This is a genomic window from Sphingorhabdus sp. M41 (assembly GCF_001586275.1).
Taxonomy (GTDB): Bacteria; Pseudomonadota; Alphaproteobacteria; order Sphingomonadales; family Sphingomonadaceae; genus Parasphingorhabdus.
The window spans coordinates 281,916-306,160 of the sequence record NZ_CP014545.1; the positions used below are offsets into that span (position 1 = coordinate 281,916).

At 55.9% G+C, this 24,245-nt stretch carries 19 protein-coding genes; 10 read left to right on the forward strand and 9 right to left on the reverse strand.

Annotated elements, in window-relative coordinates:
* The first annotated feature begins 68 nt into the window (after positions 1 to 68).
* Both AZE99_RS01390 and AZE99_RS01395 read left to right on the forward strand, forming a co-directional pair.
* The gene (locus AZE99_RS01390) at positions 69 to 1,430 is read left to right on the forward strand and encodes a PAS domain-containing protein (RefSeq protein WP_231862664.1); all 1,362 of its coding nucleotides are present in this window, start codon (positions 69 to 71) and stop codon (positions 1,428 to 1,430) included.
* A gap of 189 nt (positions 1,431 to 1,619) precedes the next feature.
* Positions 1,620 to 6,296, forward strand: coding sequence for an NAD-glutamate dehydrogenase (locus AZE99_RS01395; protein WP_067197360.1), 4,677 nt, complete (start codon positions 1,620 to 1,622; stop codon positions 6,294 to 6,296).
* Here the strand turns inward: AZE99_RS01395 and AZE99_RS01400 are convergent.
* From AZE99_RS01400 to AZE99_RS01425, 6 genes are all read right to left on the reverse strand, one after another.
* Positions 6,293 to 7,498 (reverse strand): DUF445 domain-containing protein, encoded by a 1,206-nt coding sequence (locus tag AZE99_RS01400; protein WP_067197363.1) that lies wholly within the window; start codon positions 7,496 to 7,498, stop codon positions 6,293 to 6,295. The two genes, AZE99_RS01395 and AZE99_RS01400, sit on opposite strands and share 4 nt — an antisense overlap.
* 74 nt (positions 7,499 to 7,572) lie before the next feature.
* Positions 7,573 to 10,998, reverse strand: a complete 3,426-nt coding sequence (locus AZE99_RS01405) for an efflux RND transporter permease subunit (RefSeq protein ID WP_067197366.1) — start codon at positions 10,996 to 10,998, stop codon at positions 7,573 to 7,575.
* A 27-nt stretch (positions 10,999 to 11,025) separates the two neighbouring features.
* Positions 11,026 to 12,204 carry an efflux RND transporter periplasmic adaptor subunit gene (locus tag AZE99_RS01410; RefSeq protein ID WP_067197367.1) on the reverse strand — a complete coding sequence of 393 codons (1,179 nt, stop codon included), beginning with the start codon at positions 12,202 to 12,204 and terminating at the stop codon, positions 11,026 to 11,028.
* 251 nt (positions 12,205 to 12,455) lie between these two features.
* Positions 12,456 to 12,719, reverse strand: a complete 264-nt coding sequence (locus AZE99_RS01415; RefSeq protein WP_067197369.1) for a GlsB/YeaQ/YmgE family stress response membrane protein — start codon at positions 12,717 to 12,719, stop codon at positions 12,456 to 12,458.
* 148 nt (positions 12,720 to 12,867) lie between these two features.
* Positions 12,868 to 13,167: a CtrA inhibitor SciP gene (gene sciP, locus AZE99_RS01420; RefSeq protein ID WP_067203167.1), complete on the reverse strand. Its 300-nt coding sequence runs from the start codon at positions 13,165 to 13,167 to the stop codon at positions 12,868 to 12,870.
* 120 nt (positions 13,168 to 13,287) lie between these two features.
* Complete coding sequence (locus AZE99_RS01425; RefSeq protein WP_067197372.1) at positions 13,288 to 13,620, reverse strand: hypothetical protein; 333 nt, start codon at positions 13,618 to 13,620, stop codon at positions 13,288 to 13,290.
* A gap of 189 nt (positions 13,621 to 13,809) precedes the next feature.
* Between AZE99_RS01425 and mnmA the strand changes: the two genes are divergently transcribed.
* The gene (gene mnmA / locus AZE99_RS01430) at positions 13,810 to 14,943 is read left to right on the forward strand and encodes a tRNA 2-thiouridine(34) synthase MnmA (protein ID WP_231862665.1); all 1,134 of its coding nucleotides are present in this window, start codon (positions 13,810 to 13,812) and stop codon (positions 14,941 to 14,943) included.
* Position 14,944: 1 nt separating this feature from the next.
* Here the strand turns inward: mnmA and AZE99_RS01435 are convergent, their stop codons facing one another.
* A complete protein-coding gene (locus tag AZE99_RS01435) occupies positions 14,945 to 15,313 on the reverse strand; it encodes a hypothetical protein (RefSeq protein WP_067197378.1) in 369 nt (122 codons plus the stop codon).
* 29 nt (positions 15,314 to 15,342) lie between these two features.
* Here AZE99_RS01435 and AZE99_RS01440 point away from each other — a divergent pair, with 29 nt between their 5' ends.
* Entirely contained in the window at positions 15,343 to 16,485 is a 1,143-nt protein-coding gene (locus AZE99_RS01440) for a serine hydrolase domain-containing protein (protein ID WP_067197381.1), read from the forward strand.
* A gap of 20 nt (positions 16,486 to 16,505) precedes the next feature.
* On the opposite strand, the gene AZE99_RS01445 is transcribed toward AZE99_RS01440, so the two are convergent.
* Positions 16,506 to 17,300 carry a PhzF family phenazine biosynthesis protein gene (locus tag AZE99_RS01445; protein WP_067197383.1) on the reverse strand — a complete coding sequence of 265 codons (795 nt, stop codon included), beginning with the start codon at positions 17,298 to 17,300 and terminating at the stop codon, positions 16,506 to 16,508.
* The gene (gene pdxH / locus AZE99_RS01450) at positions 17,297 to 17,872 is read right to left on the reverse strand and encodes a pyridoxamine 5'-phosphate oxidase (RefSeq protein WP_067203171.1); all 576 of its coding nucleotides are present in this window, start codon (positions 17,870 to 17,872) and stop codon (positions 17,297 to 17,299) included. The genes AZE99_RS01445 and pdxH overlap by 4 nt, the downstream gene beginning before the upstream one ends.
* 102 nt (positions 17,873 to 17,974) lie before the next feature.
* On the opposite strand from pdxH, the gene AZE99_RS01455 reads away from it, so the two are divergent.
* The 6 genes from AZE99_RS01455 to AZE99_RS01480 all read left to right on the forward strand — a co-directional run bounded on the left by AZE99_RS01455 (position 17,975) and on the right by AZE99_RS01480 (position 24,242).
* Positions 17,975 to 18,433: an ABA4-like family protein gene (locus tag AZE99_RS01455; protein ID WP_067197386.1), complete on the forward strand. Its 459-nt coding sequence runs from the start codon at positions 17,975 to 17,977 to the stop codon at positions 18,431 to 18,433.
* Between the two features lie 69 nt (positions 18,434 to 18,502).
* Positions 18,503 to 19,417: a DnaJ C-terminal domain-containing protein gene (locus tag AZE99_RS01460; RefSeq protein ID WP_067197389.1), complete on the forward strand. Its 915-nt coding sequence runs from the start codon at positions 18,503 to 18,505 to the stop codon at positions 19,415 to 19,417.
* Between the two features lie 18 nt (positions 19,418 to 19,435).
* Positions 19,436 to 20,365: a YihY/virulence factor BrkB family protein gene (locus tag AZE99_RS01465; protein ID WP_067197391.1), complete on the forward strand. Its 930-nt coding sequence runs from the start codon at positions 19,436 to 19,438 to the stop codon at positions 20,363 to 20,365.
* A 66-nt stretch (positions 20,366 to 20,431) separates the two neighbouring features.
* Complete coding sequence (gene fabI, locus AZE99_RS01470; RefSeq protein ID WP_067197394.1) at positions 20,432 to 21,235, forward strand: enoyl-ACP reductase FabI; 804 nt, start codon at positions 20,432 to 20,434, stop codon at positions 21,233 to 21,235.
* A gap of 62 nt (positions 21,236 to 21,297) precedes the next feature.
* Entirely contained in the window at positions 21,298 to 22,365 is a 1,068-nt protein-coding gene (aroC, locus tag AZE99_RS01475) for a chorismate synthase (protein WP_067197397.1), read from the forward strand.
* Positions 22,366 to 22,442: 77 nt separating this feature from the next.
* Positions 22,443 to 24,242: an SLC13 family permease gene (locus AZE99_RS01480; protein ID WP_067197399.1), complete on the forward strand. Its 1,800-nt coding sequence runs from the start codon at positions 22,443 to 22,445 to the stop codon at positions 24,240 to 24,242.
* Positions 24,243 to 24,245: the final 3 nt, after the last annotated feature.

Here is a 24,245-nt window from a genome sequence, read left to right on the forward strand (position 1 = left end):
AATTTACCAGATATTTACCATGAGCAGTGCAGACCGTTGTGAAATCGACGCAACCGCATTGGGGCAGTATGGAAAACCTAGATAATTACGGCGAACTGAACGGTCAGGATGTGGCTTCGGCACCCGACTATACGGCCTTCGAGGATGATGACTGCGCGGTGGAACCGCCGCCGACCATCGGTCAGGATGAGCGCCGTATGCATGTGCGTGCCTATAATTTCTGGGCAGGCTTGTTGGGGGAACGGCAGTTTCCCAGCGTTGAGGATCTGTCCCCTGAAACCGACAGTGATTTTGGACCGAATAGCGTATTGCTCGACTTCACCAATGGTATAGAAAATCCAACGATCCAGTTTCTCGGCCGATCGTTGCGCGAAGAGTGCCAGATTGATGATTCGATCACCACAGTAGCCGATGTACCAGCACGCTCTCTGCTGTCGCGAATCACTGACCATTTTCTGCAGATTATCGCCAATCAGGCGCCTATTGGTTTTGAAGCCGAATTCGTGAACCAGCAGGATGCCACAATCATGTATCGCGGTATCCTGCTGCCTTTCTCGACCGACGATGAAACCATTGATTTCATCTATGGTGTGATCAACTGGAAAGAAGTCGCCACAGATGCCGTCCGGCTGGACATTGAAGATGAGGTAACGGAAGCAATGTTGTCCGCCCCGGCGCGGATCATAGCGGGACCCGTCTGGGAAGATGGGCCGCATTCGGCCAATCTCGATGAGCAAGAAGCGATACCGCAATTGGAACTCACGCCAGAGTTGGAAATCGTGCAGGATGAAGTCGAACCGCCATTTCCCGACGAACCGGCCGAGGATGCAAGCCTGGCTGACTGGCTGTCCGCTGCACGGAGCAGTGCCGACAATGCGGCCCATTGCCAGCAGCGCAGTCGTGCGGCGCTTTATGCCGCGATCAGCCACGCTTATGACTTCTACCTGATGACCGAGCTGCATCCAGAAGATTACCAGATGCTGCTCAAAGATTCCGGCCTGGTGGTCCAGGAGCGGGCGCCGATGACGCCGATTGTCAAACTGGTATTTGGTGCCGGATATGACAAGACGCGCCTGACAGAATATGCCGCCGCGCTAAAATATGCAGCGCGCAACGCTATCGAAAAGGGTGCTTTTGCAGATTTTCTCGGTCAGCATGCCGGCGGGCTGAAAGCCATTGTCTATGCCGAACGCGAAACAGGCAAGTCGCCTGGCCTGCTGTCCCAAGCGCGCGCCATCGGCGAATGCCTGCTGGCGAAGCTGCGCTCGGCACCGTCACGGCAATTGAGAGATATTGACGCAGGTGAGTCGGAATTTGTCGTGCTGGTCGCCCGCAAGGATGTAGATGGAGAGCTGGCCATTGTCGGACCGGTTCGCGGCAATGACAAGCTGACCAGTCAGGTGCTCAAGCATACCCAGTTGTCAGAGTGATAACTGCAGGTTCAAGCCATCCGGCACGCAAGCTATAGTTGCGTATGTAACCAAAATATCACTATTTGCGATATTCACCGATATGGATCTGAAAAGGACCGGCTAATCTCTTGAGCGTGTGCTGGAATAAGCGCATAGCATCGGGATGCCGACGGGATTTTGACTCGTCCAGATCCACTTGGGGGAAAAATGGCAGCCAAGCGCGAACGGAATAAAACGCAATCCAACGCAAGCGTCGACGGCCTCGAAAAAGCACTGGTATCAGCTTTTCGCGAGAGCGCATTGCCGGGCGAGAATATCGGTTTTGACGAGAAAGCATGCGAAGAAGCGGCGCGGTTCACCTTGCGATGCGCCCAGGAACGCGAAGGTAGCGATGCGAAGCTTTCGCTGGAAAGCGTCAGCGGTCATCAGAATCACCGGCATTTGCGTCTCGCGATTGTCAATGATGACATGCCATTTCTGGTCGATTCTGTATGCGCGACGATCGCGGGTTTCGGCTTGACCATCGAACGGCTGATCCACCCGGTTGTCGCTGTACGGCGCGATGCCAAAGGCCATCTTATCGGGTTTGTCGAGCAGGCAACCGGCGGTGAGAAGCGCGAATCCATAATCTATATCGAACTCGAACGGACCGAAGCCCGCATTCGCCGGGAGCTAGTCAAAACGCTGCGCACGAACCTCAAGGATGTCGCCGCAGCCGTTGCTGACTGGCTGAAATTACAAATCGTGCTGCGTGAAAATGCTGATGCGCTGCCAGAAGGAGAGGGCGCAACCTTGCTGCGCTGGTTCCTTGATCGCAATCTCACATTGCTGGGCCATGAAATTGTCGATGCCAGCGGTGACCGCACACAAGAGCTGGGTATCGCCCGGATGCGAGCGCAACCGATATTGTCCGATGAAAGCCGGAGGCGTGCTTTCGAATGGTTCGAAAATGGCGGCAAGGCACCGCTGATCATCAAATCAAACCAGCTGTCCACGGTGCATCGGCATGTCCTGATGGACCTGATCATCGTGCCGATACGGAACAAGAACAAGATTAGCGCGCTATCGATCATTTCCGGGATGTGGACCAGCGCCGCGCTTGCAGCTGCGCCTGAAAATATCCCGGTGTTGCGCACCCAGCTTACCCGGTTGTTTGACAAATTTGAATTTTCGGTAGCGGGCCATGCCGGGAAAAGTCTGACCCATGCGCTGACATCCCTGCCGCATGATCTGCTGATCACCTTCGCACAGGATGATCTCGAGAAACTGGCTCTGATCTCGATGTCCCTGATCGACCGGCCGCGTCCCAAATTGCACAGCGTGATTTCGCCCCTGGCTCGCCATTTATTTGCCTTTGTATGGCTTCCGCGTGAACAGCTTTCTACCGAGCGACGGTTGAACGTCGAAAATATGCTGACGCAGGCGACCGGGGCCAAAATATTGAGCTGGTCCAATACGCTTGAAGAAGGCGGTGTCTCTTCCCTGCGCTATACGCTCGACATGGGGACCAATGGCAGGGTGCCAGACCCTGATTTGCTCGATCAGGAACTGGAGAATATGGTTCGGGGCTGGAAGCCGGAAGTCGAACGGAACCTGCGGGAAGCCGGGCAGGAAAACCGCGCTGCAGTCCTGGCGCAACGCTATGCCAATTGTTTCCCGGTCACCTATCAGACAACTTATGGTGCCCTGGAAGCTGCCAAGGACATCATGCGGCTGTTCCGGCTTGAGCGCGGCGGTCAGCGGTCAACCCGGCTCTACCGGCTCGCCAGTGATGCAGATCATTTGCTGCGACTGAAAATTTATCATCTGGGCGGCGCGCTGCCGCTGTCAAATGCGGTACCGACGCTGGAGAATTTCGGTTTTACCGTTCTTGAATCTGTTCCGACTCCGTTGGAAGATGGCCGACTAGGCTATATTCACGATTTCATGCTTGAACTGCGGTCGGAGGAAAGATGTGAAAATCTGATTGCCCGGTCCGAAGAGATCGAGGCGGCAATCACCAGCGTGCTGGAAGGAGAGGCGGAAAATGACGCCTTTAACCAGCTGATCATTTCTGCCGGCATCGACGCTCGATCGACGGTGTGGATGCGCGCCTGGTTTCGCTACTTGCGCCAGACCGGCCTCAGCTATGGCTTGGTAACTGTCGTCGACGCATTGGCAGAGGCGCCCGACGTCACCGCGGCATTGATAAAGCTGTTCCGTGTCATGCATGACCCCAATTTCGCAGGCGATCGATCGAAAGGCGCAATCGCGGCGACACATGAGGTGGATGCCGCTCTGGTCAGCGTCCACGCGATTGACGATGACCGTATCTTGCGCCTGTTCCGGGCGGTAATCGAATCCATATTGCGGACCAACGCTTTCGCTTATCAGGCCGGTGAAGCACTGGCTTTCAAGATTGAAAGTGCCAAAATTCCGGAACTGCCCGCTCCGGTGCCCTGGCGGGAAATATTTGTCTACAGTCCGCGTGTCGAAGGCATCCATTTGCGGGCCGGCCCAGTGGCTCGGGGTGGCCTGCGCTGGTCGGACCGGAGGGACGATTTCCGCACCGAAATATTGGGTTTGATGAAAGCCCAGCGAGTCAAAAATGCGGTTATTGTTCCGACAGGTGCGAAGGGGGGCTTTTTTGCCAAGCAATTGCCCTCGGGTGACGACCGCGATGCGTTCATTGCAGAAGGCATTGAAGCTTATAAAATATTCATCACCGCGCTTCTGTCCGTCACCGACAATATTGTTAAGGGCAAAGTTGTCCCCCCCGCACAGGTGGAGCGGCTGGACGAAGATGATCCTTATTTCGTGGTGGCGGCTGACAAGGGAACCGCAAGCTTTTCCGATATTGCCAACCAGATCGCCATCGATCGCGGATTCTGGCTCGGTGATGCTTTTGCCAGCGGTGGCAGCAATGGCTACGATCACAAGGCGATGGGTATTACCGCGCGAGGCGCCTGGGTTTCGGTGCAGCGGCATTTTGCGGAATCGGGCGTAGATGTGCAGACTGCGCCGATAAGGGTTGTCGGTGTCGGTGACATGTCGGGTGACGTGTTCGGTAACGGCATGCTGCTGTCGAAAAGCCTGAAGATCGTGGCCGCCTTTGATCATCGGCATATTTTCATCGACCCTGATCCCGATCCGGCAACAAGCTGGATAGAGCGCAAAAGGCTTTTCGATTTGCCGCGTTCCAGCTGGGATGACTATGACAAGAATTTAATATCCAAGGGCGGCGGCGTATTTTCCCGCAGTTCGAAGACTATCAAAATCTCGAAACAGATTGTCAAATTGCTGGGCCTTCCGGATGATGCCGAGACGACGCCGACAAATTTGATGTCTGCCATATTGGCGTGCAATGCTGACCTGTTGTGGTTTGGCGGGATCGGTACATATGTGAAGGCCGCGTCGGAGAATCACATCGAGGTTGGTGACCCTGCCAATGACAAGATTCGCCTGGATGCGGAGCAATTGCGCGTGAAGGTGATCGGCGAGGGCGCAAATTTGGGGATTACCCAAGCTGCACGGATCGCCTTTGCGGCCAATGGCGGAAGGGTCAACACCGACTTTATCGACAATAGTGCCGGCGTCGATTGCTCCGATAATGAAGTCAATATCAAGATCGCGCTCAATCCGGAACTGGCCAGCGGTACTTTACAGCCCGACATGCGCAATAGCCTGCTGGAATCCATGACCGATGACGTTGGCGCGCTGGTGCTGGAAGACAACCGGCTGCAGGCCTTGGGTCTGTCCATCGCCGAAATGGGGGGGGCGAAATCGCTGCCTTCTTACATTCGCCTGATTGAGCAGTTTGAGGAAAAAGGCCAATTGAACCGGGCCGTGGAAGGACTGGCGAGCAATGAGGACCTGATCCGCAGGGGCCAGGAAAATCGAGGACTATACAGGCCCGAACTGGCCGTGCTGATCTCTACCGCCAAGCTGGTGCTGCAGGATGCCATTGAAAATAGTGATCTGGGTGATGATCCCGGACTGAACAGCGAGTTGCTCCAGGCCTTCCCGGCCGCGATGCAGGAAGGGCATGAAGCGGCCATACTCAACCATCAATTGCGTCGAGAGATTATTGCCACCAAGCTGGCAAACCGGATGATCAACCGGCTTGGTCTGATCGATCCGTTTGAATTGGCCGAAGAAGAAGGCTGTGCATTAGGAGAAGTGGCGCGCGCCTTTGTCATGGCCGAGCGCCTGTTCCACGCAGACCGACTATGGCACGCGCTGGAAACAGCCGACATTGCGGAAGATATCAGGATCATTCTCTTTGATCGCCTCGCTTATGTTTTGCGATCGCACATGGCAGATCTGATGCGGATCGGAGTCTCGGATGACCGGATTGACGATACCGTCAATATGCTGGCGCCGGGCGTGACCCTGCTCAACGAAAATGTCGAAAATCTGATTACCGCCGAAGGGCGCCTGCAGGCAACCAAGCAGATGAAAGCTCTGGTCGAGGCTGGAGCCACGCCGGAAATTGCGAACAAGATCGCCAATATATACAAGAATGATGGGGCGGCGGGCATTGCCTTTCTCGCCCACAGCCGGGGGATTGATGCTCTGGATGTTGCGGCTGCCTTTACCAAGCTGGGCAGCCAGCTTGGTCTCGACTGGGCACAAATAACGGCGACCCGAATCAATCCATCCGATCCCTGGGACCGCCTGCTTGTTACAGGCCTGGCGCGTGATTTTCAGCAGATGCGTCTCGATTTCCTGCGCCGGACCCGGGGCAAGGATATGCAGCAATTTGTAGAAAGCTGGGGCGAACGCAATATCGACCGCGTAGCTCAGTTCAGAAAAATCATGGACCGGGCGCAGCAAACACCCACACCGTCGATTGCCATGCTGGCGCAAATCGCAGGGCAGGCGCGGCTATTGCTCTCGCGTTAAATCCAGAGACCCAGTGTATGAAGGGACAAGCCGACCAGCCCGCCGACAAGGGTACCGTTCACCCGAATGAACTGTAAGTCGCGACCCACGGCATTTTCCACCCGGTCGGTGATGGTCTGGGCGTCCCAGCCGCGGATCGTCTCAGACACAAGTTTGACAATATTGTCGCCATAGCTGGCGACCACGCCAATGACTGCGCGCCTGCCGAACCGGTTGATCTGGAGATTGAGCTGCTTGTCCTGCTGCAGACTGTTACCCAGCTGGATCAGGGCGTCGCCAAATTGGCCAGCCAGCGCTGCATCAGGGTCGCGGGCCGCTCGGAGCAGCGCTTCCCGACCTTGCTCCCAAATGCCGTCAAGCCAGGAAGCGATGGCGGGATTTTCGATCATCTCGAGTTTCCACTCGTTCACTTTTTGGCGAAGCTCTGGATCATGCTGTAATTCGCCGGCGAGTTGCACGAGGCTCTCTTCGGTTTTGGCGCGGACCGGATGATGCGGGTCGGCGGCCATGTCAGCGAGCAGTTTGTAAAGGCCGTCGAGTACTTCATTCGCGACTCGGTCATCAAGACCAGTCCAGCGCATCACCGCATTGGCACGGTCAGTAACAATGTTGCGAATCACCGGTTCATTGCTGTCCAGCGTCCGATAGGCCCAGCGGATGGTGGAATCGATCAGTGGACCATGCCGTTTTTCAGCCATGACCGCAGCCAATATCTGTCCCATAGGTGTCGCGATGTCGAGGCCGACTGCCTGCGTCTTCACCGCACCTTTGAACATGGTTCCGAGGCGATCCTTGTCGAGTGATGCAATGGCGTCGCCCAGCAGTCGCGAGGCGCCGAATTTGAGTCTTCCTTCACCGCCGCTGGGTGATTTCAAAAAGCGTCCAATTCCGCTGGCCAGATCGACATTTCGCATGCGTTGGGCGACCAGACGCGAGATCAGGAAATTGTCCTTGAGAAAATTGGCCAGCGTGTCGCCGATCCGGTCCTTGTTCCGCGGAATGATCGCGGTATGGGGTATCGGCAGTCCCATGGGATGACGGAACAGGGCGGTAACGGCAAACCAGTCTGCCAGTCCGCCAACCATCGCTGCCTCAGCGAAAGCGCGGACAAAGCCTAGCGCCGGGTGAACCGCTTCATAGCTTTTCGAAGCAAAATAGATGACGGCCATGACCACCAGCATGCCGGTGGCGATAATTTTCATATCCCGGCCGGCATTATTGGCTTTCGTAGCAGAAGTTGATCCGTCGCCGCTGCCTGTTTGAGAAGAAATTGGCTTCACTCGGCGGGCTGAACCTCTGCGTCAGGATTGTCGTGCCGATCATCGCCGGGTTCGTACGTCAGCATTTTCCTGCGCAACCACGGTCCGGCCCGTCGCTCGAAACCGTCCGCCAGACTGAAGCCTGCGGGAACAATGACCAGGGTCAACAAGGTCGACACAATCAGGCCACCGATCACCACGATGCCCATCGGCGCGCGCCAAGCACCATCGCCTGACAGGGAAAGAGCGGTCGGCACCATACCCGCGGTCATGGCTACGGTGGTCATCACAATCGGCTGCGCACGCTTGTGTCCCGCATCCATGATCGCCTCGAACTTCGGCACGCCCTTCTGCATTTCCTCGATTGCGAAATCGATCAGCAAAATGGAGTTCTTACTGACAATTCCGAGCAGCATGAGAACGCCGATCAGTACCGGCATGGATACGGATGTGCCGGTAGCCCAGACCAGCAACATGCCGCCGAGCGGTGCCAGCGCGAGTGATCCCATGTTGACCAGCGGCGACATCAGCCGCTTGTAGAGCAGGACGAGCGTCGCGAACACCAGCAATATGCCGGCAATCAGAGCGATGATAAAATTGACCGCCAGTTCTGCCTGCCACTCGTCTTCGCCAAAGGCTTCATTAGACACGCCGGTTGGCAGGTTTTTCATGATCGGCAGTTCGAATATTTTGCCCATCGCCTCACCCTTGATCACATCTGGGGCCAGGTCGGCACCGACAAAAGTCCGGCGATTCTGGTTATAGCGCTGGATTGATGTGGGCCCCGAGCCGAAACTAACCGAAGCCACACGGCTGAGTGGCACGGTGCCGCCACTGGCAATCGGGATTGGCAGGTTTTGGATAGTGTTCAGATCAGTTCGCGATTCGAGCGGCAGCATGACGCGAATCGGAATCTGCCGATCCGACAGGGAAAATTTTGCCGCATTCTGATCGATTTCGCCCAATGTCGCGATCCGGATCGTCTGGCTGAGCGACGCTGTGGTCACGCCCAACTGGGATGCCAGATCCATATAAGGGGTAATGATGATTTCTGGCCGGCTGAGATCCGCTGCGACACGTGGTGCCCGCACCAGATTGATGTCTTTCATCTGCTCCACCAACTCGGCCGCCGTTGCATCAAGCAGGTTCGGGTCAGACCCGGTCAGCATGATGGAAATGTCGCGTCCCGTTCCACCACCGCCGCTTTGCGACTGAAAGGAAATCCGGGCATCGGGAATTTTCTGAAGCTCTGGCGCTAGGTCGCGTTCGAACTCGATCGATGTTTTCTTGCGATCTTCCTTCAAGCTGACGAAAACCGTTGCGTTCGTTTCGCGAACGCGTGTGAGAGCGCGATCGACTTCGGGCTGCGCATACATCAGCTCTGAAACCCGATCGGCGATTTTTTCGGTCTGTTCGAGCGTCGTACCGGGCACAACCTCGATCTGGACGCGGCTGTTATCTTCGTTGGTTTTCGGCTGAAATTCTGCGGGCGTGATCGCAAATAATATGACCGTCAAACCAAAGGCGACGATACCTGTACCCATCATCCACATGCGGTGATCATGGCCGCGCGCCCGGAAACGACCGGACCTATAGGCATACCAAAGAGCAAAACGGCCGCCAATGATACTCACCACGCGGTTGATTGCTTTGACCAGCAGAAGCGTAGCGAAGAAGCCAACCGCAACGCCGCAGATCAGGCTCAATATCGCTCGCAAAAAGTCGCTTGGCATCAAACTCGTCAGCATACCGTAGATCGAGACGCCTATCGCGCCTGATATTCCGGCGAAGACTGCAAAAATCAGTGCGAACAGAACAAAGCCTATCACATATTGCCACCACGCAGCTTTGGCTGGGACAAGTGTCTGCCGGATGCGATCGGCCTCTGAACGGTCCAATACCCACTGCAGCAACTGCATATATCGGTCCATCCAGACCCCTCCGCCATGCTCGGCCTGGCCTTTGGCCTTGAGGAAATAGGCCGCAATCATGGGCGTTATCATGCGGGCGACAGCGAGGCTCATCAGCACCGATATCACTACGGTGATGCCGAAATTCTTGAAAAACTGACCGGATATGCCGGGCATCAGGCCAACCGGCAGGAATACGGCGACGATACAGAATGAGGTAGCCACAACCGCGAGGCCAATTTCATCGGCCGCATCGATGGAAGCCTGGTAGGCGGATTTCCCCATGCGCATGTGGCGCACGATATTCTCGATCTCGACAATGGCATCGTCGACCAGCACCCCTGCAACCAGACCCAGCGCCAGCAGTGAAAGAAAATTGAGATTGAAACCGAGCAGATCCATGAACCAGAAGGTCGGTATCGCCGACAAAGGTATCGCGATGGCCGAGATGACCGTTGCTCGCCAGTCGCGCAAGAAGATGAAGACCACGACAACCGCCAATATGGCGCCTTCGATCATGGCCAGCATCGAGCTTTTATATTGCGATTTGGTGTAGGTAACGCTGTTGAAAAGCGGAATGAACTCGATTCCCGGCACTTCCGTTTTGATTTTGTCCATGACCTCTATCGCATTGTCATAGACGGTAACATCGGACGCGCCACGCGCGCGCGACATCGAGAAATTGACAACCTCGACGCCCTTGACCTTGCTGATGGAACTGCGCTCGCCAAATGAATCGTTCACCTCTGCGACATCGCTCAACTTGATCGTCTGGCCATTGCCCAGGGATATTTGTGTCTGTGACAGATCATACGCATCGTCAGCATTGCCCAAGACCCGGACCGACTGTCGCGTGCCGCCCACTTCTGCCCGTCCGCCGGCAGCATTGATGTTGATCTGGCGCAATGCGGCGTTCACCTGACTTGCTGTAACACCCAGTGCCTGCATCCGTTCGGGACGCAGAATGACCCTGATTTCCCTGTCGACGCCACCAAACCGGTCAACCTCCGCCATACCATCGACGGACAGCAGCCGCTTGGCGACGGTGTCATCGACGAACCAGCTAAGCTGTTCGACGGTCATGTCATCGGCTTTGACAGCAAAAAACGCGATCGGGCCACCCACTGCGTCGACCTTTGCGACTTGCGGTTCCAAAATACCTTCTGGCAAGGATCCGCGAACCTGATCGACCGCATTTTTCACTTCGTTGACGCTGTTGTTTACGTCCGCGCCAATTTCAAATTCTACAAATGTCCGGCTGCTGCCTTCGCTTGCCGTTGAGCTGATATTCTTGACGCCGCTGATCGAACGCACTGCTGCTTCCACCCGCTGGGTAATCTGGCTTTCGATCTCCGTCGGCGCAGCGCCCGGCTGGGCGATCTGCACAGAAACAGCCGGAAACTCGACCTCCGGGTTGTTTACGACATCCATGCGGTTGAAGCTTAGCAGACCCGCAAAAAGCAGGCCGGCGAAGAGTACCAAGGGGGCGACTGGATTGCGCGTGCTCCAGGCGGAAATATTGCGAAGGTTCATCGATCAGGCCTCAAATTGGCGCACAATTCACGTGCCGCTGGCTTTCTTTTGGACTTTCGGCTGAACGGTTTCGCCGGGGCTCAGGAAGCCGCCTGCCCGGAGCACCACCTTCTCGTTTCCGGTCAAGCCGGAAGTGATGGAAAGTCCTGCTGCCGATACTGCACCGATGACAACGTCGCGCCGCACTGCCTTGTTGTCCGGTCCGACAATATAGACAAAGCTGCCCTTGCTGTCATTTTGCAGCGCCGATTCGGGCAAAATTGCGACCTCGGAAGTTCCGCTCTGTATGCGTGCACTGGCGAAACCACCGGGTCGCAGGGCACTATCATAGCCCAGAGAAATTCTGGCGATGCCCTGACGGGATTGCGGATCGATCATCGGGGAAATCTGCCAGACATGTCCAGTCAGGACCTTGTCGGTGCCGACCGGGGTGACTTGCGTGGAAATGCCCACCGAAATATTGGCCAGATCACTTTCGCCCAGTTGCGCCTGCAATTCCATTTCGCCGTCTTGTGCCAGCAAGAATAATGTGCCGCTTCCTTGGGTTACCGTTTGTCCCGGTTCGACATTCCGTTCCAGAACAAAGCCAGATTTGGGAGCCACGACGTTCAATCGACTGTTGCGCGCACGGGTTTCGTTCAACTGGGCCTGCGACAGCCGCAAGCGGGCGGCAGCGGAATCGCGGGTTGCGGTCAACCGGTCCATATCAGCCTTGGAAATAAACCCCCGGTCCACCAGCTTTGCCGCACGATCCAGATTGGACTGCGCCAGATTGAGATCCGCGCGAGAAACGCCGACCGAAGCCTCAAGGCCAGCGGCTTGCTGGGACTGAACGGACCGATCGATGCTGGCCATGATCTGACCCTGTTTGACCCAGTCGCCAGCGTCGACAAAGACACTGGTTACCCGTCCGCCTTCACCCACGACACTGACCGGAATCTCTCGCCGTGCTGCAAGCGTTCCGGTCGCATTGATCGTTCTTGTAACCTGCTGTTTCCCGGGGGACATGACGGTAACCGTTGGGGCCTGGCTTGCAGAGTCATCTTCGACCGCACCGCCCGCAAAATAGTGATAGCCCATATATGCTAGCAGAAGCGCCACGACGACAACGCCAGCGATAATCAGCCGCCTACGGTTGGTAGCGCGTGCTTCGGTATCGTCCAGAATCGCGATATCTTCGCTGGGGATGGTGGATTCATAATTCATTTTATTACTCTTCAGTCGGGCTCTTATCGCATTTTCGCACTGCAATACATAAAAGAATCGCTGATTTCCCGGCCAATCCGGTTTTTCATCAGCTGTGTTACATCAATATGGCACTAGCAGCAAGCCGGAACAGTATTCGGCCAGTTTTTCAAGTCCAGGTTCGACCAACGACCAATGTCATCTTACAAAAAGGCCGATTCGCGAACGAACCGGCCCTTGATATTTCCAAGTTACGTGCCGAAAAGCGGCTTTTAGCGCACCCGGCCACGTTGGATGAGGTTGAGTATCAGCAACAGAACAACCGCGCCGACAAAAGCGGTGAGCAGCCCGGCGATCGAAAATTCCTGAATACTTCCGCCGAAGCCGAAATAGGCGCCGACGAAATTGCCGATCACCGAACCGATGATGCCGACGATAATATTCCAAAAGACGCCCATGGACGCATCACGCCCCATCACCATGCTAGCCAGCCAGCCTGCGATGCCACCGACGATCAATGCAATAATCCAACCCATATGTTCCTCCTGATTTTATGCGAGCGGAAATTTCTTGTGCTCGTAAATTCAGCTACATAGCGAATTATTGTGATGACTTGAAGGAATAAAAGGGACCGCCGGCATCCCGCCGACGATCCCTTCAATATTTTATGTGATTAAAAGCCCGTCAATATTTCTGCTGGCGCTCATACAAGTCGCGATAATGTTGGATTCGCGTGACCCGCAGCCCGGGCATGCCGGAACGGTCAACGGCCCGCTGCCAGGATGCAAATTCTTCCAACGAAAGATCGTAACGATCGCAGACTTCATCGACGGACAGCAAGCCGCCGTTGACTGCCGCGACGACTTCCGCCTTGCGGCGTACTACCCAGCGAGTCGTACCGGGTTTCGGCAAATCATCAATGGTGAGTGGTTCACCAAGGGGCCCGACAACTTGCGCTGGTTTTATTTTCTGGTTTTCAATCATACTACCCTCAATTTTGCCTTGCGGCATTTTACCCCGTTTTCCGTTACGTCTGGCCTTCGTAACGGTAGAGATTTTCGATTACCTGAACTGCCAAGGTAAACGTCGCGTTTATCAATTTGACTATTCTTTCATCTTGTTGATTTCCTGTTGGGCCAGATCAGGCCGAAAACTACCGGTCCTGAACAATATTTCTTCCTCTTGGCCGGCCATTTCGGAACGAGGCCTTCCGGCAAAAAAAGCCATCCGGTCATCCATGAAGGAGGCGCTGATCGCTCTCTTTGCACTTCCCAGTTCCTGCTTGGCCGCCACAAATTGCTGAGCCGACTGGCTGGATGTCTGTCTGGCAATGGCCTTCGCAAGCAACGCCTGTTGATCCGCGAACTGATCGGATACATCCTGGCCTTCATCAAGAACCAGCCATTCCAGGCCTTTATGGGGGAAGTTCATGTCCATAAATGTTGGTCTAGCAGCGAAGGTATAAGCTAGTGTAAAAGGGATGTTTACGAGGTCTTAGGACAAGTTAATCAATCCTTCCTTGTATCGCACCAATTCGTACCAAAATGGATCATATCGGGGCTCGGAAAGGGAAATGTTCGCTGCGCTGGCGCAAGCGGCGGGATTTCTTTAAGGGATGCAATTGTGATGATGGATTATATTAACGGAAATTTTCAGCTCGGCGACGATCTGACGGGCAAGCGCATTGTAGTGGCCATGTCGGGTGGTGTTGATTCAAGCGTCGTAGCGGCCCTGGCGGCCCGAACCGGTGCGGAAACCATTGGCATTACCCTGCAGCTTTATGACCATGGTGAAGCGGTCGGGCGCGTCGGCAGCTGTTGCGCTGGACAGGATATTCGCGATGCCCGCGCCGTAGCTGACCGGCTTGGCATCGCCCATTATGTCTTTGACCACGCCAGCCGGTTCAAGGATTCGGTGATGGATGTCTTTGCTGATGAATATATGGCCGGCCGGACACCGATTCCCTGCGTGCAGTGCAATATGGGTGTAAAATTCACCGATCTGCTGCAATTGTCCCGCGAACTGGGTGCTGACTGTCTGGCTACCGGTCATTATGTACGACGCGTTGCCGGTCCGGAAGGCGCAGAATTGCACCGGGCGCTCGATCCGGCGCGCGACCAGAGCTATTTCCTGTTTGCAACCACGCAGGATCAGCTGGATTATCTGCGTTTTCCGCTGGGGGACATGCCCAAGACGAAAGTGCGCGAAATTGCCGAAGAAATGGGGCTGGCGGTGGCCTTCAAGCCGGACAGTCAGGACATCTGCTTCGTGCCCAATGGCGACTATGCCAGCGTCGTACGCAAATTGCGCCCGGACGCAGACGATGACGGCGAGATTGTGCATATTGATGGCACGACTATGGGGCGACACAAGGGGCTGATCCATTATACTGTCGGGCAGCGCAAGGGACTGGAAATTGGCGGCCAGGCCGAACCGCTCTACGTTATTCGGCTGGAACCGGAAGCAAAACGCGTCATCGTTGGACCGAAAGCGGCTCTGGCGGTGGCCTCAGCATCGCTGCGAGATATCAACTGGATTGGCGGAGACTATGTCGGCCCGGTCGAGGTTAAGGTCCGTTCGATGGCCAAGCCAACCCTCGCTCGTTTAGAAGGGCAAGAGCTGCGATTCCACAACCCGGAATTCGGCGTTTCGCCAGGGCAGGCAGCGGTTTTTTATCACAAGGATCGGGTGTTGGGCGGAGGCTGGATCGACAGTACTGCTGCGGTTGAACAGCAGTGGCTGGCGGGCGTCGAAGTATAGTTTACTCGTTCGCCAGCTGATTGTCGGTGAGCATCACGCAGCCCCAGCCCTCGCGAAATTCAGCTGTAGCCGATTTTATCAACGGTACCGAAGCCGTCACCCTTTTGCGTTCTTCATCCACCGACAGGCCGATCAATTCCATGCCGGGTTCAAAATCTTTCCGGCAATCGTCGATATCGCGCCCTCCCACATAGTGGCAGGAACAGGCCACCCGGGCGCCATAAGCGGTGCCGACATTCAGCTGCCCTTTGATAAACGCATAATTATACGCCAGCACAGCGATCAGAATGAGCAGGAAAAGCGCTCCAATATGGACTGCCAGACGCCTTTTGGACAGCGGAGCACGTGATGTTCTTTTTACGGTTGCCATGGTGGCTTCTATTGGTGCAACGACATCGCATGCACAAGATTAAACTCGCTTTGATATCGGTTCTGACACTTGCTGTTTCCGGATGCGGCGGCACTCGGGATTCAGAGGCCGCACCGCATAAGACCGCTGCTGAACTAGCCTATATTTCTGACGCCAGCCCGATCGCCAAGGCACGGCTGGATGCAGCGATCGCACCGCTGTTCGAAAATCCTGAAATGGCTGAAACGCGGGCTTTCCTGGTTATGTACCGGGGAAAAATCATCGCCGAACGCTATGGTGAGGGCTATGATGAAGATACACGGTTCATCAGTTGGTCAATGGCGAAAAGCTTTACCGGAGCGCTGATCGGCTTTCTGGTTGCCGATGGCCGGCTGGTGCTTGACGATCCGGCACCAGTGCCAGCATGGCAAAGGCCTGGCGATCCGCGGGGCGAGATCACTTTGCGGCATTTGCTCCACATGTCCTCCGGTCTTGATCATACGGAAGTGCCCGAAGAGGGAGGCAAAACGATTTTCGAGGCTGACACCAACCGGATGCTGTTTCTGGATGGCGCTCAGGATGTTGCGGCTTATGCCGAAGCTCGCCCTATGGAGGCCAAAGCGGGAGAGAAATTCGAATATAGTACCCCAACCAGCATCATTCTCTCCGACATCATCACTCGGACGCTGACGAAGAGCACCGACCCGCAGGTCCGGCGCGATATCACCCTGCGCTTCATCCGCGGCCGACTGCTCGAGCCATTGGATATGGGCGGCACATTTCCGGAATTCGGGCCAAGCGGGACGTTTCTGGGCGGCAGCTTCATCCATGCAACCGCACGCGACTATGGCAAGTTCGGAGAATTTCTGCGCCACAATGGCGCTCGCAAAGGCGCTCAGCATTTACCCGTCAGCTGGGTGCGGTTCATGAAAAATTCGTCGCAAAATGATCCTGCCTATGGCGGCCATCTCTGGCTGAACAAAAGACGACCCGAGGGCCGCGGTCAGGTGCTGTTTCCGGACAATGGACCGGACACCATTTTTGCGGCACTAGGGCATCTTGGTCAGCAGATTGTGGTCTCTCCCGAACAGCAACTGACCGTGGTCCGGCTTGGCAAGACCCAGGACGATGTTCTGGAACCGATGAGTAACCAGATTGGCCGGATCATGGCGCTGTTCCCTATAAACGGGTAACTCCAGCCTCTATCAGGCTGCTACAGGCGAAACACGCCTTCCACTACGGTTATACATTTTCCGCCCAGCCAGGCGCGGTCGCCATCGAGGCGGCAATTGACGTAGCCTCCACGCTGGCTCGCCTGATAAGCGGTGAAACTATTGCGGCCCAACTGCTTGGCCCAAAAGGGTGTAAGCACCGCATGCGCAGATCCGGTTACGCTATCTTCGTCGACCCCGCCGCCTGGCACAAAAACCCGGCTGAGCACATCGGTGTCTTTTCCCGGCGCGGTGCAAATAAATTGCGCGTCACCGAGCGCAGCCAGCGCTTTCAGGTCGGGTTTTAGCGCCAGCACTTCATCGGCATTGGCATAGCGCAGCACATGATAACGCCCTTCGTGGAACTGGGTCTCGACAGGGCTGCCGCCAACCAATGCGACAATTTCGGGCATTTCTTTTGGCGCGGGGGCGTAAGAAGGCAAATCCAGTGCATAGCCGTCACCATCGCGCTTGACGGTCAAAATGCCTGCTTTTCTCGTCCGGAACGTGACTTGTTGCCGTTCGGGTTGTTGCGACAATATTATATGTCCGCTGGCCAGCGTTGCATGGCCGCAGAGTGCGATTTCCACCGTGGGAGTGAACCAGCGTAATTCGTAATCGGCATCGCCGCTCACATCGGGGAGATAAAATGCGGTCTCGGCGAAATTATTCTCTTCGCCGATTGCTTGCAGGACGTGATCCTCGAGCCAGCTCTCCAGCGGCATGACAGCCGCCTGGTTACCGGTGAAGGGGCGGTCGGCAAAGGCGTCTACATGATAATAAGGCAGGTTTGTCATGGGTAGAGCAGTCCTTCCGTCCAGTCGTCACCGTCGCGGACAAAGGTCCGCCGTTCGTGCAGCCGGTGCGCCCGGTCCTGCCAGAATTCAAACCGCGCGGGCGTCAGGCGATAGCCAGACCAGTGCGGTGGTCGCGGCACATCGCTTCCTTCGAATCGCTTGGTCATTTCCGCGAACCGATCTTCAAAGGTGGCACGATCCGCTAGGGAACGGGACTGATCCGATGCCCAGGCGCCGAGCTGCGAATCCCGGCTGCGCGAGGCAAAATAGGCATCTGCCAGATTATCTGCAACGGTCGAGATATGGCCTTCGATCCGGATCTGGCGGCGCAGGCTTTTCCAGTGAAACAGGATAGCTGCCTTGGGATTTTCCGCGATGTCGCCAGCCTTGCGGCTTTGCTGGTTGGTGTAGAAGATAAAACCATCGGGGCCGTGACCCTTTAGCAGCACCATCCGCGCCGACGGTTGTCCGTCGGCATCGGCGGTCGCGATGGTCATGGCGTTGCTGTCGTTGATCTCGGTTTCGCGCGCTTCGGCGAACCAGATCTCGAAAAGGGAAAATGGATCGGTCATGGCGCTTCCTCTAACATCCTGCCGGCGAGCGGCAAACAAACAAAATTTTGCCCGGCGACAAAGCGCTGTTTTCTGCTAGAAGCGCGGTATAGAGGGGGAGTTATGAACTGGGACCTGATATTTACGATCCCCAATAATTATGCATTGTTGATGTGGTTGATCCTCGCATTTGCACCGCGCACGAAAGCGATACTGACGGGGCTGTTCTATGGTGGCATCGGCCTACTGGCCTGTACTTATGCGCTGACCATCATCCCGTTGATGACGGGAATTGTCGACGGTGGCACCGCGGGTGTTCCTGATTTTTCGAGCCTGGCGGGTGTTCAGCAATTGCTTGCCAGCCCAGGCGGAGCGACCGTGGGATGGATCCACTATCTCGCCTTTGATCTGTTCGTCGGCCTGTGGGTCGCGCGCAATGCGGATAAATACGGGTTTGCACGCTGGATACAGATACCTATCTTGGCTTTTGTTCTGATGCTGGGGCCATTGGGACTGGTTCTTTATCTGCTGCTGCGTTTCACGCGACATAACAAGGTTGCAGATGCCGTTATACCCGAATAAGACAGTGGAGTTGAAAATTGGCGATAAATGCCAATCTCTGCATGGTAAGGATTTGAAAAAGGTCAAATAATGATAGATCCCTATCAAGCATTGGGTGTTGCCAAGGGTGCAAACGACAAGGAAATCAAGAGCGCCTATCGCAAGCTCGCCAAGGAACTGCACCCCGACAAGAACAAGGATAATCCCAAGGCGACGGAGCGTTTCTCCGACGTCACCAAGGCTTATGACCTGTTGCTGGACAAGGACAAGCGCGCGCAATTTGATCGCGGAGAGATCGATGGGGAGGGCAATCCTACCGCACCGTTCGGCTTCGGCGGCGGGGGCGGCTATCAGCGCGGTCCGGCTGGCCAGCAACATGATTTTGGCAATGCCGGTGCCGATTTTGGCGATATTTTTGAAGGCCTCTTTGGCGGCGGCGGCGGCGGTTCGCCTTTCGGGAGTCGTCAACGCAGCGCGCCGCCGCAAAAAGGCGCCAATGTAGCCTATCGGCTGAAGGTCGAATTTATCGCTGCAGCAACGCTACAGAAACAGCGTATCACGCTTGAAGATGGTAAAACCATTGATCTCAGCCTGCCCAAAGGTGTCGAGGAAGGCACGCAGATGCGGCTTAGCGGAAAGGGCCGTGCGGGTCCGGGCGGCAATGGCGACGCGATCGTGACGATTCATATCAATCCTCACCCATTTTATAAGCGCGATGGCGACAATATCACGCTGGAACTGCCGATCAGTCTGAAAGAGGCAGTGGAAGGTGCCAAGATCAAGGTGCCCACAGTGGATGGACCCGTGATGCTTTCCATTCCCGCTGGCTCGGATTCGGGCAAGACACTGCGCTTGAAAAACAGGGGTTTCCACGGAAAATCCGGTGCGCGTGGCAATCAGCTGGTCACTTTGATGATCACCTTGCCTGAAAAAGACGACAAGCTGGCAGAATTTGTGAAGGACTGGAATCCGAAAGACAATCCGCGCGCCAGTATGGGGGTTTAGGCTTGGCCGGGAATTTCCATGCCTGAACTCTCTCCCGAGGCTCGGCGCCGGGGCCAGAGGGATTTACCCGGCAATCGAACCGGAGAGGTGCTGGCCGATGAAGATCTGGCCGGTCGTGCCGCCATCATTATCAAGCGCACCGCAGTAGGTGTCTATTATGATGGTTTCACTTTTGCGGGGAATTTTGCCTATCTTTCGCTGCTGGCCGTATTTTCCTTCTTCATTGTTGCGGCTGCGGTAGTCGGCAGTTTCGGCCAGACCGCTGTCGGTACCGATTTTGTCGAGGCCTTTCTGGTGACCGTTCCGCCCTCGGTCGCAGCGGCGCTGCATGATCCGATCAATGACGCGATGACCGCCCGGACCGGCGCATTATTATGGTTCAGCGCAATCGTCGGATTGTGGACTACAACCAGCCTGATCGAGACGATCCGGCAAATTCTCCACCGTGCCTATGGTGTTCAGGCGCAACGCGCTTTCTGGGAATATCGCCTGACATCAATTGTGCTGATTTTATTCTCGGTGTTCTTTGCGATGCTGGCGCTCAGCGCGCAGTTTGTGGTGGCCGCTATCAGCGGGTTTCTGGGAACCTATTTCCCGGCGGTCGAGAGCGATGCGCTTTGGCTGTCGCTTTCCAACGCGATCCCTTTTCTGGTGCTGTTTGCGACTTTATATCTTTTGTTCCGCTTGCTTACGCCTCGCCAATATCGGTATCGCCAATATCCCAAATGGCCGGGTGCTGTTTTTATCAGCGGCTGGTGGCTGTTGATCACCGGATTGCTACCGGTATTTCTAAAATATGCGGCAAATTACCAGCTTACCTATGGCAGCCTCGCCGGGGTTATCATCACGCTCATTTTTTTCTACCTCGTCGGCCTCGGTATGGTTATTGGGGCAGAGATAAATGCTGCTTTGGCCGAGCGACCGTCGCGAAACGGGGCTAGTGAATGATCCGCTGGAAAATCATCCGGATAGCGTTTATCAGCAGCGATTATCTGATTTCAGGAGACCGGGGCAATGAGTGATTTAATGCAGGGCAAGCGCGGCTTGATCATGGGGCTTGCCAATAACAAGTCACTGGCCTGGGGTATCGCTCAGCGTCTGGCTGCGGATGGAGCCGAACTGGCGATCAGCTATCAGGGCGAGGTGATGGCCAAGCGCGTCAAACCGCTGGCAGAACAACTGGGCTGCGATTTCCTGATTGACTGTGACGTCAGCGATATGGACCAGCTGGATACGGCATTTGCCGAGCTTGAAAAACGCTGGGGCAAGATTGATTTTGTCGTCCACGCGATCGGTTTCACCAACAAGGAAGCGCTGCGCGGCAAATATTATGATGTGACCCTGGACGATTTTCTGATGACGATGAATATCAGCGTGTACAGCTTCACCGCCGTTGCCAAACGGGCTGCAGCACTGATGAGCGCGGGCGGATCCATGCTCACCTTATCTTATTATGGTGCCGAAAAAGTCATCCCTCACTATAATGTCATGGGTGTGGCTAAAGCGGCTCTTGAAGCCTCGGTCAAATATCTTGCGAATGATGTCGGTCCTGATGGCATTCGGGTGAACGCGATTTCCGCTGGGCCGATCAAGACACTGGCCGCTTCCGGAATTGGCGATTTCCGCTATATTCTGAAATGGAACGAGTTTAATGCACCGCTCCGGCGCAACGTGACAATTGACGACGTGGGTGCCTCGGCTCTTTATTTCCTGTCCGATCTATCCGCAGGCGTCACTGGCGAAACCCATCATGTAGACGCAGGCTATCATACTGTTGGCATGAAGCAGGAAGACGCGCCGGATATTGCGCTGGATTGATGGGCCACCAACCGTTGATGAATCGGTTTGTCTTTGAGCTTGGTTCCCATTAGGTAAATTCCATGAGCTTCAACACCTTCGGTCGCACCTTCCGCTTTTCCACTTGGGGAGAGAGCCACGGGCCTGCATTGGGCGCGCTGGTCGACGGCTGCCCGCCGGGACTGGCTCTGAGTGAAGCGGATATTCAGCCTTTTCTCGATGCCCGCAAACCCGGCCAGTCGAAATATACCACGCAGCGCAAGGAACCGGATGAGGTTAAAATCCTTTCCGGTGTGTTCGAGGGCAAAACGACTGGCACACCGATTTCGCTGATGATCGAGAATGTCGACCAGCGATCCAAGGATTATAGCGAAGTGGCGAAGGCCTATCGTCCCGGTCATGCCGACTATGCCTATGACCAGAAATATGGCTTTCGCGACTATCGTGGTGGTGGCCGGTCCAGTGCCCGGGAAACGGCGGCGCGGGTTGCGGCCGGTGCCGTGGCGCGGCTGGTGCTTCCGGATGTGACGATCCGGGCATGGGTTGCCGAAATCGGCGGCGATGCGATTGATCCGGCGAATTTCGATGCCAATGAAATTGGTAATAATCCCTTTTTCTGTCCAGATGCCGTTGCCGCGAAGCGCTGGGAAGCACTGGTCGATGGTGCGCGCAAGGATGGCAGCAGCCTCGGCGCGATAGTCGCCTGCGAGGCAACCGGTGTGCCCGCTGGTTGGGGAGCGCCCGTCTATGCCAAAATGGACAGCGAGATTGCCGCTGCGATGATGACGATCAACGCGACCAAGGGTGTCGAAATCGGTGACGGCTTTGCTGCCGCCCGTCTGCGCGGTGAAGAAAATGCCGATGCGATGCGGCCCGGAGCCAATGGTCCCGAATTCCTGGCCAACCACAGCGGCGGTACTGCTGGCGGGATATCTACCGGCCAGCCAATTTTCTGTCGAGTGGCGTTCAAACCGACCAGTTCCATATTGACGCCGGTAGCAACGATTTCGCCGGAAGGTGAAGCGACTGAAATATCGACCAAGGGCCGTCACGATCCCTGTGTCGGTATTCGGGGCGTTCCGGTTGTCGAAGCGATGCTGGCGCTGGTACTCGCCGACCAGAAACTGCTTCATCGAGCGCAATGCGGATGAAGAATCTGCTGGCAATCGCGGCCCTGTGGTTCTCGCTTTTCTACCCAGCGACCCCTGTTCAAGGTTATTCCTGATCCATGTTCGATCTGATCCTTCACATCATCGATGAATATATTCAGCAGCATAAGGCGATAATCGGTCTCGTCATTCTGGTGTGTCTATTTGCCGGGTTCATAATGGAGCGCTTTCCCGCTGCCGTGGTCGCGGTGCTCGGGGCTTGCATGTTTCTGTTCCTCGGGATCATCGATTCCGATGGCCTGTTTTCGGTCTTCTCCAATACGGCTCCGATCACGATTGCCGCGATGTTCATTCTGTCCGGTGCCTTGCTGCGAACGGGGACGATTGACGCGATCGCCGGGTTCATCATCAAGCGCGCCAAACGGCACCCCAAATTGGCAGTCGCCGAGATGTTTCTGGGTGCTTTCGTCGCGTCCGCTTTCATGAACAACACGCCGGTGGTGATCGTCCTGATTCCGATCATCCTCCGCCTGTCGCGGGCAACCGGCTTCTCGTCAAAGAAACTGCTTATCCCGCTGAGCTTCATCTGCATATTGGGCGGCACGACCACGCTGATCGGTACTTCGACCAACCTGATCGTCGATGCGGTTGCGCGCGATCAGGGTCTGGACGGATTCGGGATTTTCGAAATCACGCCTTACGGACTGATCGCTGCCGTCGCGGGTACGGTGATGATGGTATTGTTCAGCAGCTGGCTGCTTCCGAGCGGCGATGTCAAAGGCCAGTTTGACAGCAGCGATGAAAGCGATTTTCTCACTGAACTGACGGTGCGTCGAAATGCATCGGTGATCGACAAGCAATTGTCTGCGGTGCCCGAACTGCGACGGGCGGGTATTACCGTGACTGCGGTGAAGCGCCTCAGCAGCTATATCCGTCATGAACTGGATTTTCATGTGCTGCGGGCAGGCGACCGGATTGTCGCACAACTCGATCTCGCCGAGCTTATATCGCTGCGGAAATCGGAAGATTTCAAGGTCGGAATCGTTCGCTCCGGTGATGCTGGGCCCATGGGCGAGGAACTGGTCGAGGCCACGGTGGCGCCGAATCATCCCAGCATCGGTAACAGACTATTCGACATTCCCTTCCTGTCTCGACTCGATGTCCGGATATTGGGCATGACCCGCTATCGGAATTTGCCGCGGTCTGACCTGACCAATGCACGCATTCACGCGGCGGACAGATTGCTGGTGACGGGCTCCAGTGAAGATATCAACCGCATGTATCAAAACCCGAATTTGTTCGGGGTTGGACAGACAAAGATCCGTGCTTTTCGTCGGGACCGCGCACCGATTGCCATTGGAGCCCTGGTTGCGGTGGTGGTGCTCGCCGCGCTCAATGTCATTCCGCTGGCGGTCGCCGCCATTTTGGCGGTCGGTGCGATCTTGCTGGCTCGCTGTATTGACGCGGAAGAAGCCTGGGGCTCGATCGACGGCAATGTTCTGGTCCTGATATTCGGCATGCTGGCGGTGGGTCTGGGCTTGCAGCAGGCCGGCAGCGTTGACCTGATTGTCGCCGAATTGACGCCTTATCTGCGGGAAGTGCCGCCCTGGGGTCTGGTCTTCGCAATTTATGTCCTGTCGGTGATCATGACCGAGATTGTGACAAATAATGCGGTCGCCATCATCATCACACCGATTGCCATCGCGCTCGGCAATGATCTGGGTGTCGATCCCCGGCCTCTGGTCATCGCGGTCATGTTCGCAGCTTCCGCCAGCTTCGCGACGCCGATCGGCTATCAGACCAACACGCTGGTCTATGCAGCGGGCAATTACCGGTTCACCGACTTCTTCAAGGCCGGTATCCCGCTGACCTTTGGCGTCGGACTGTCGACCTGTCTGGCGATCAGCTTCTGGATGTAATCC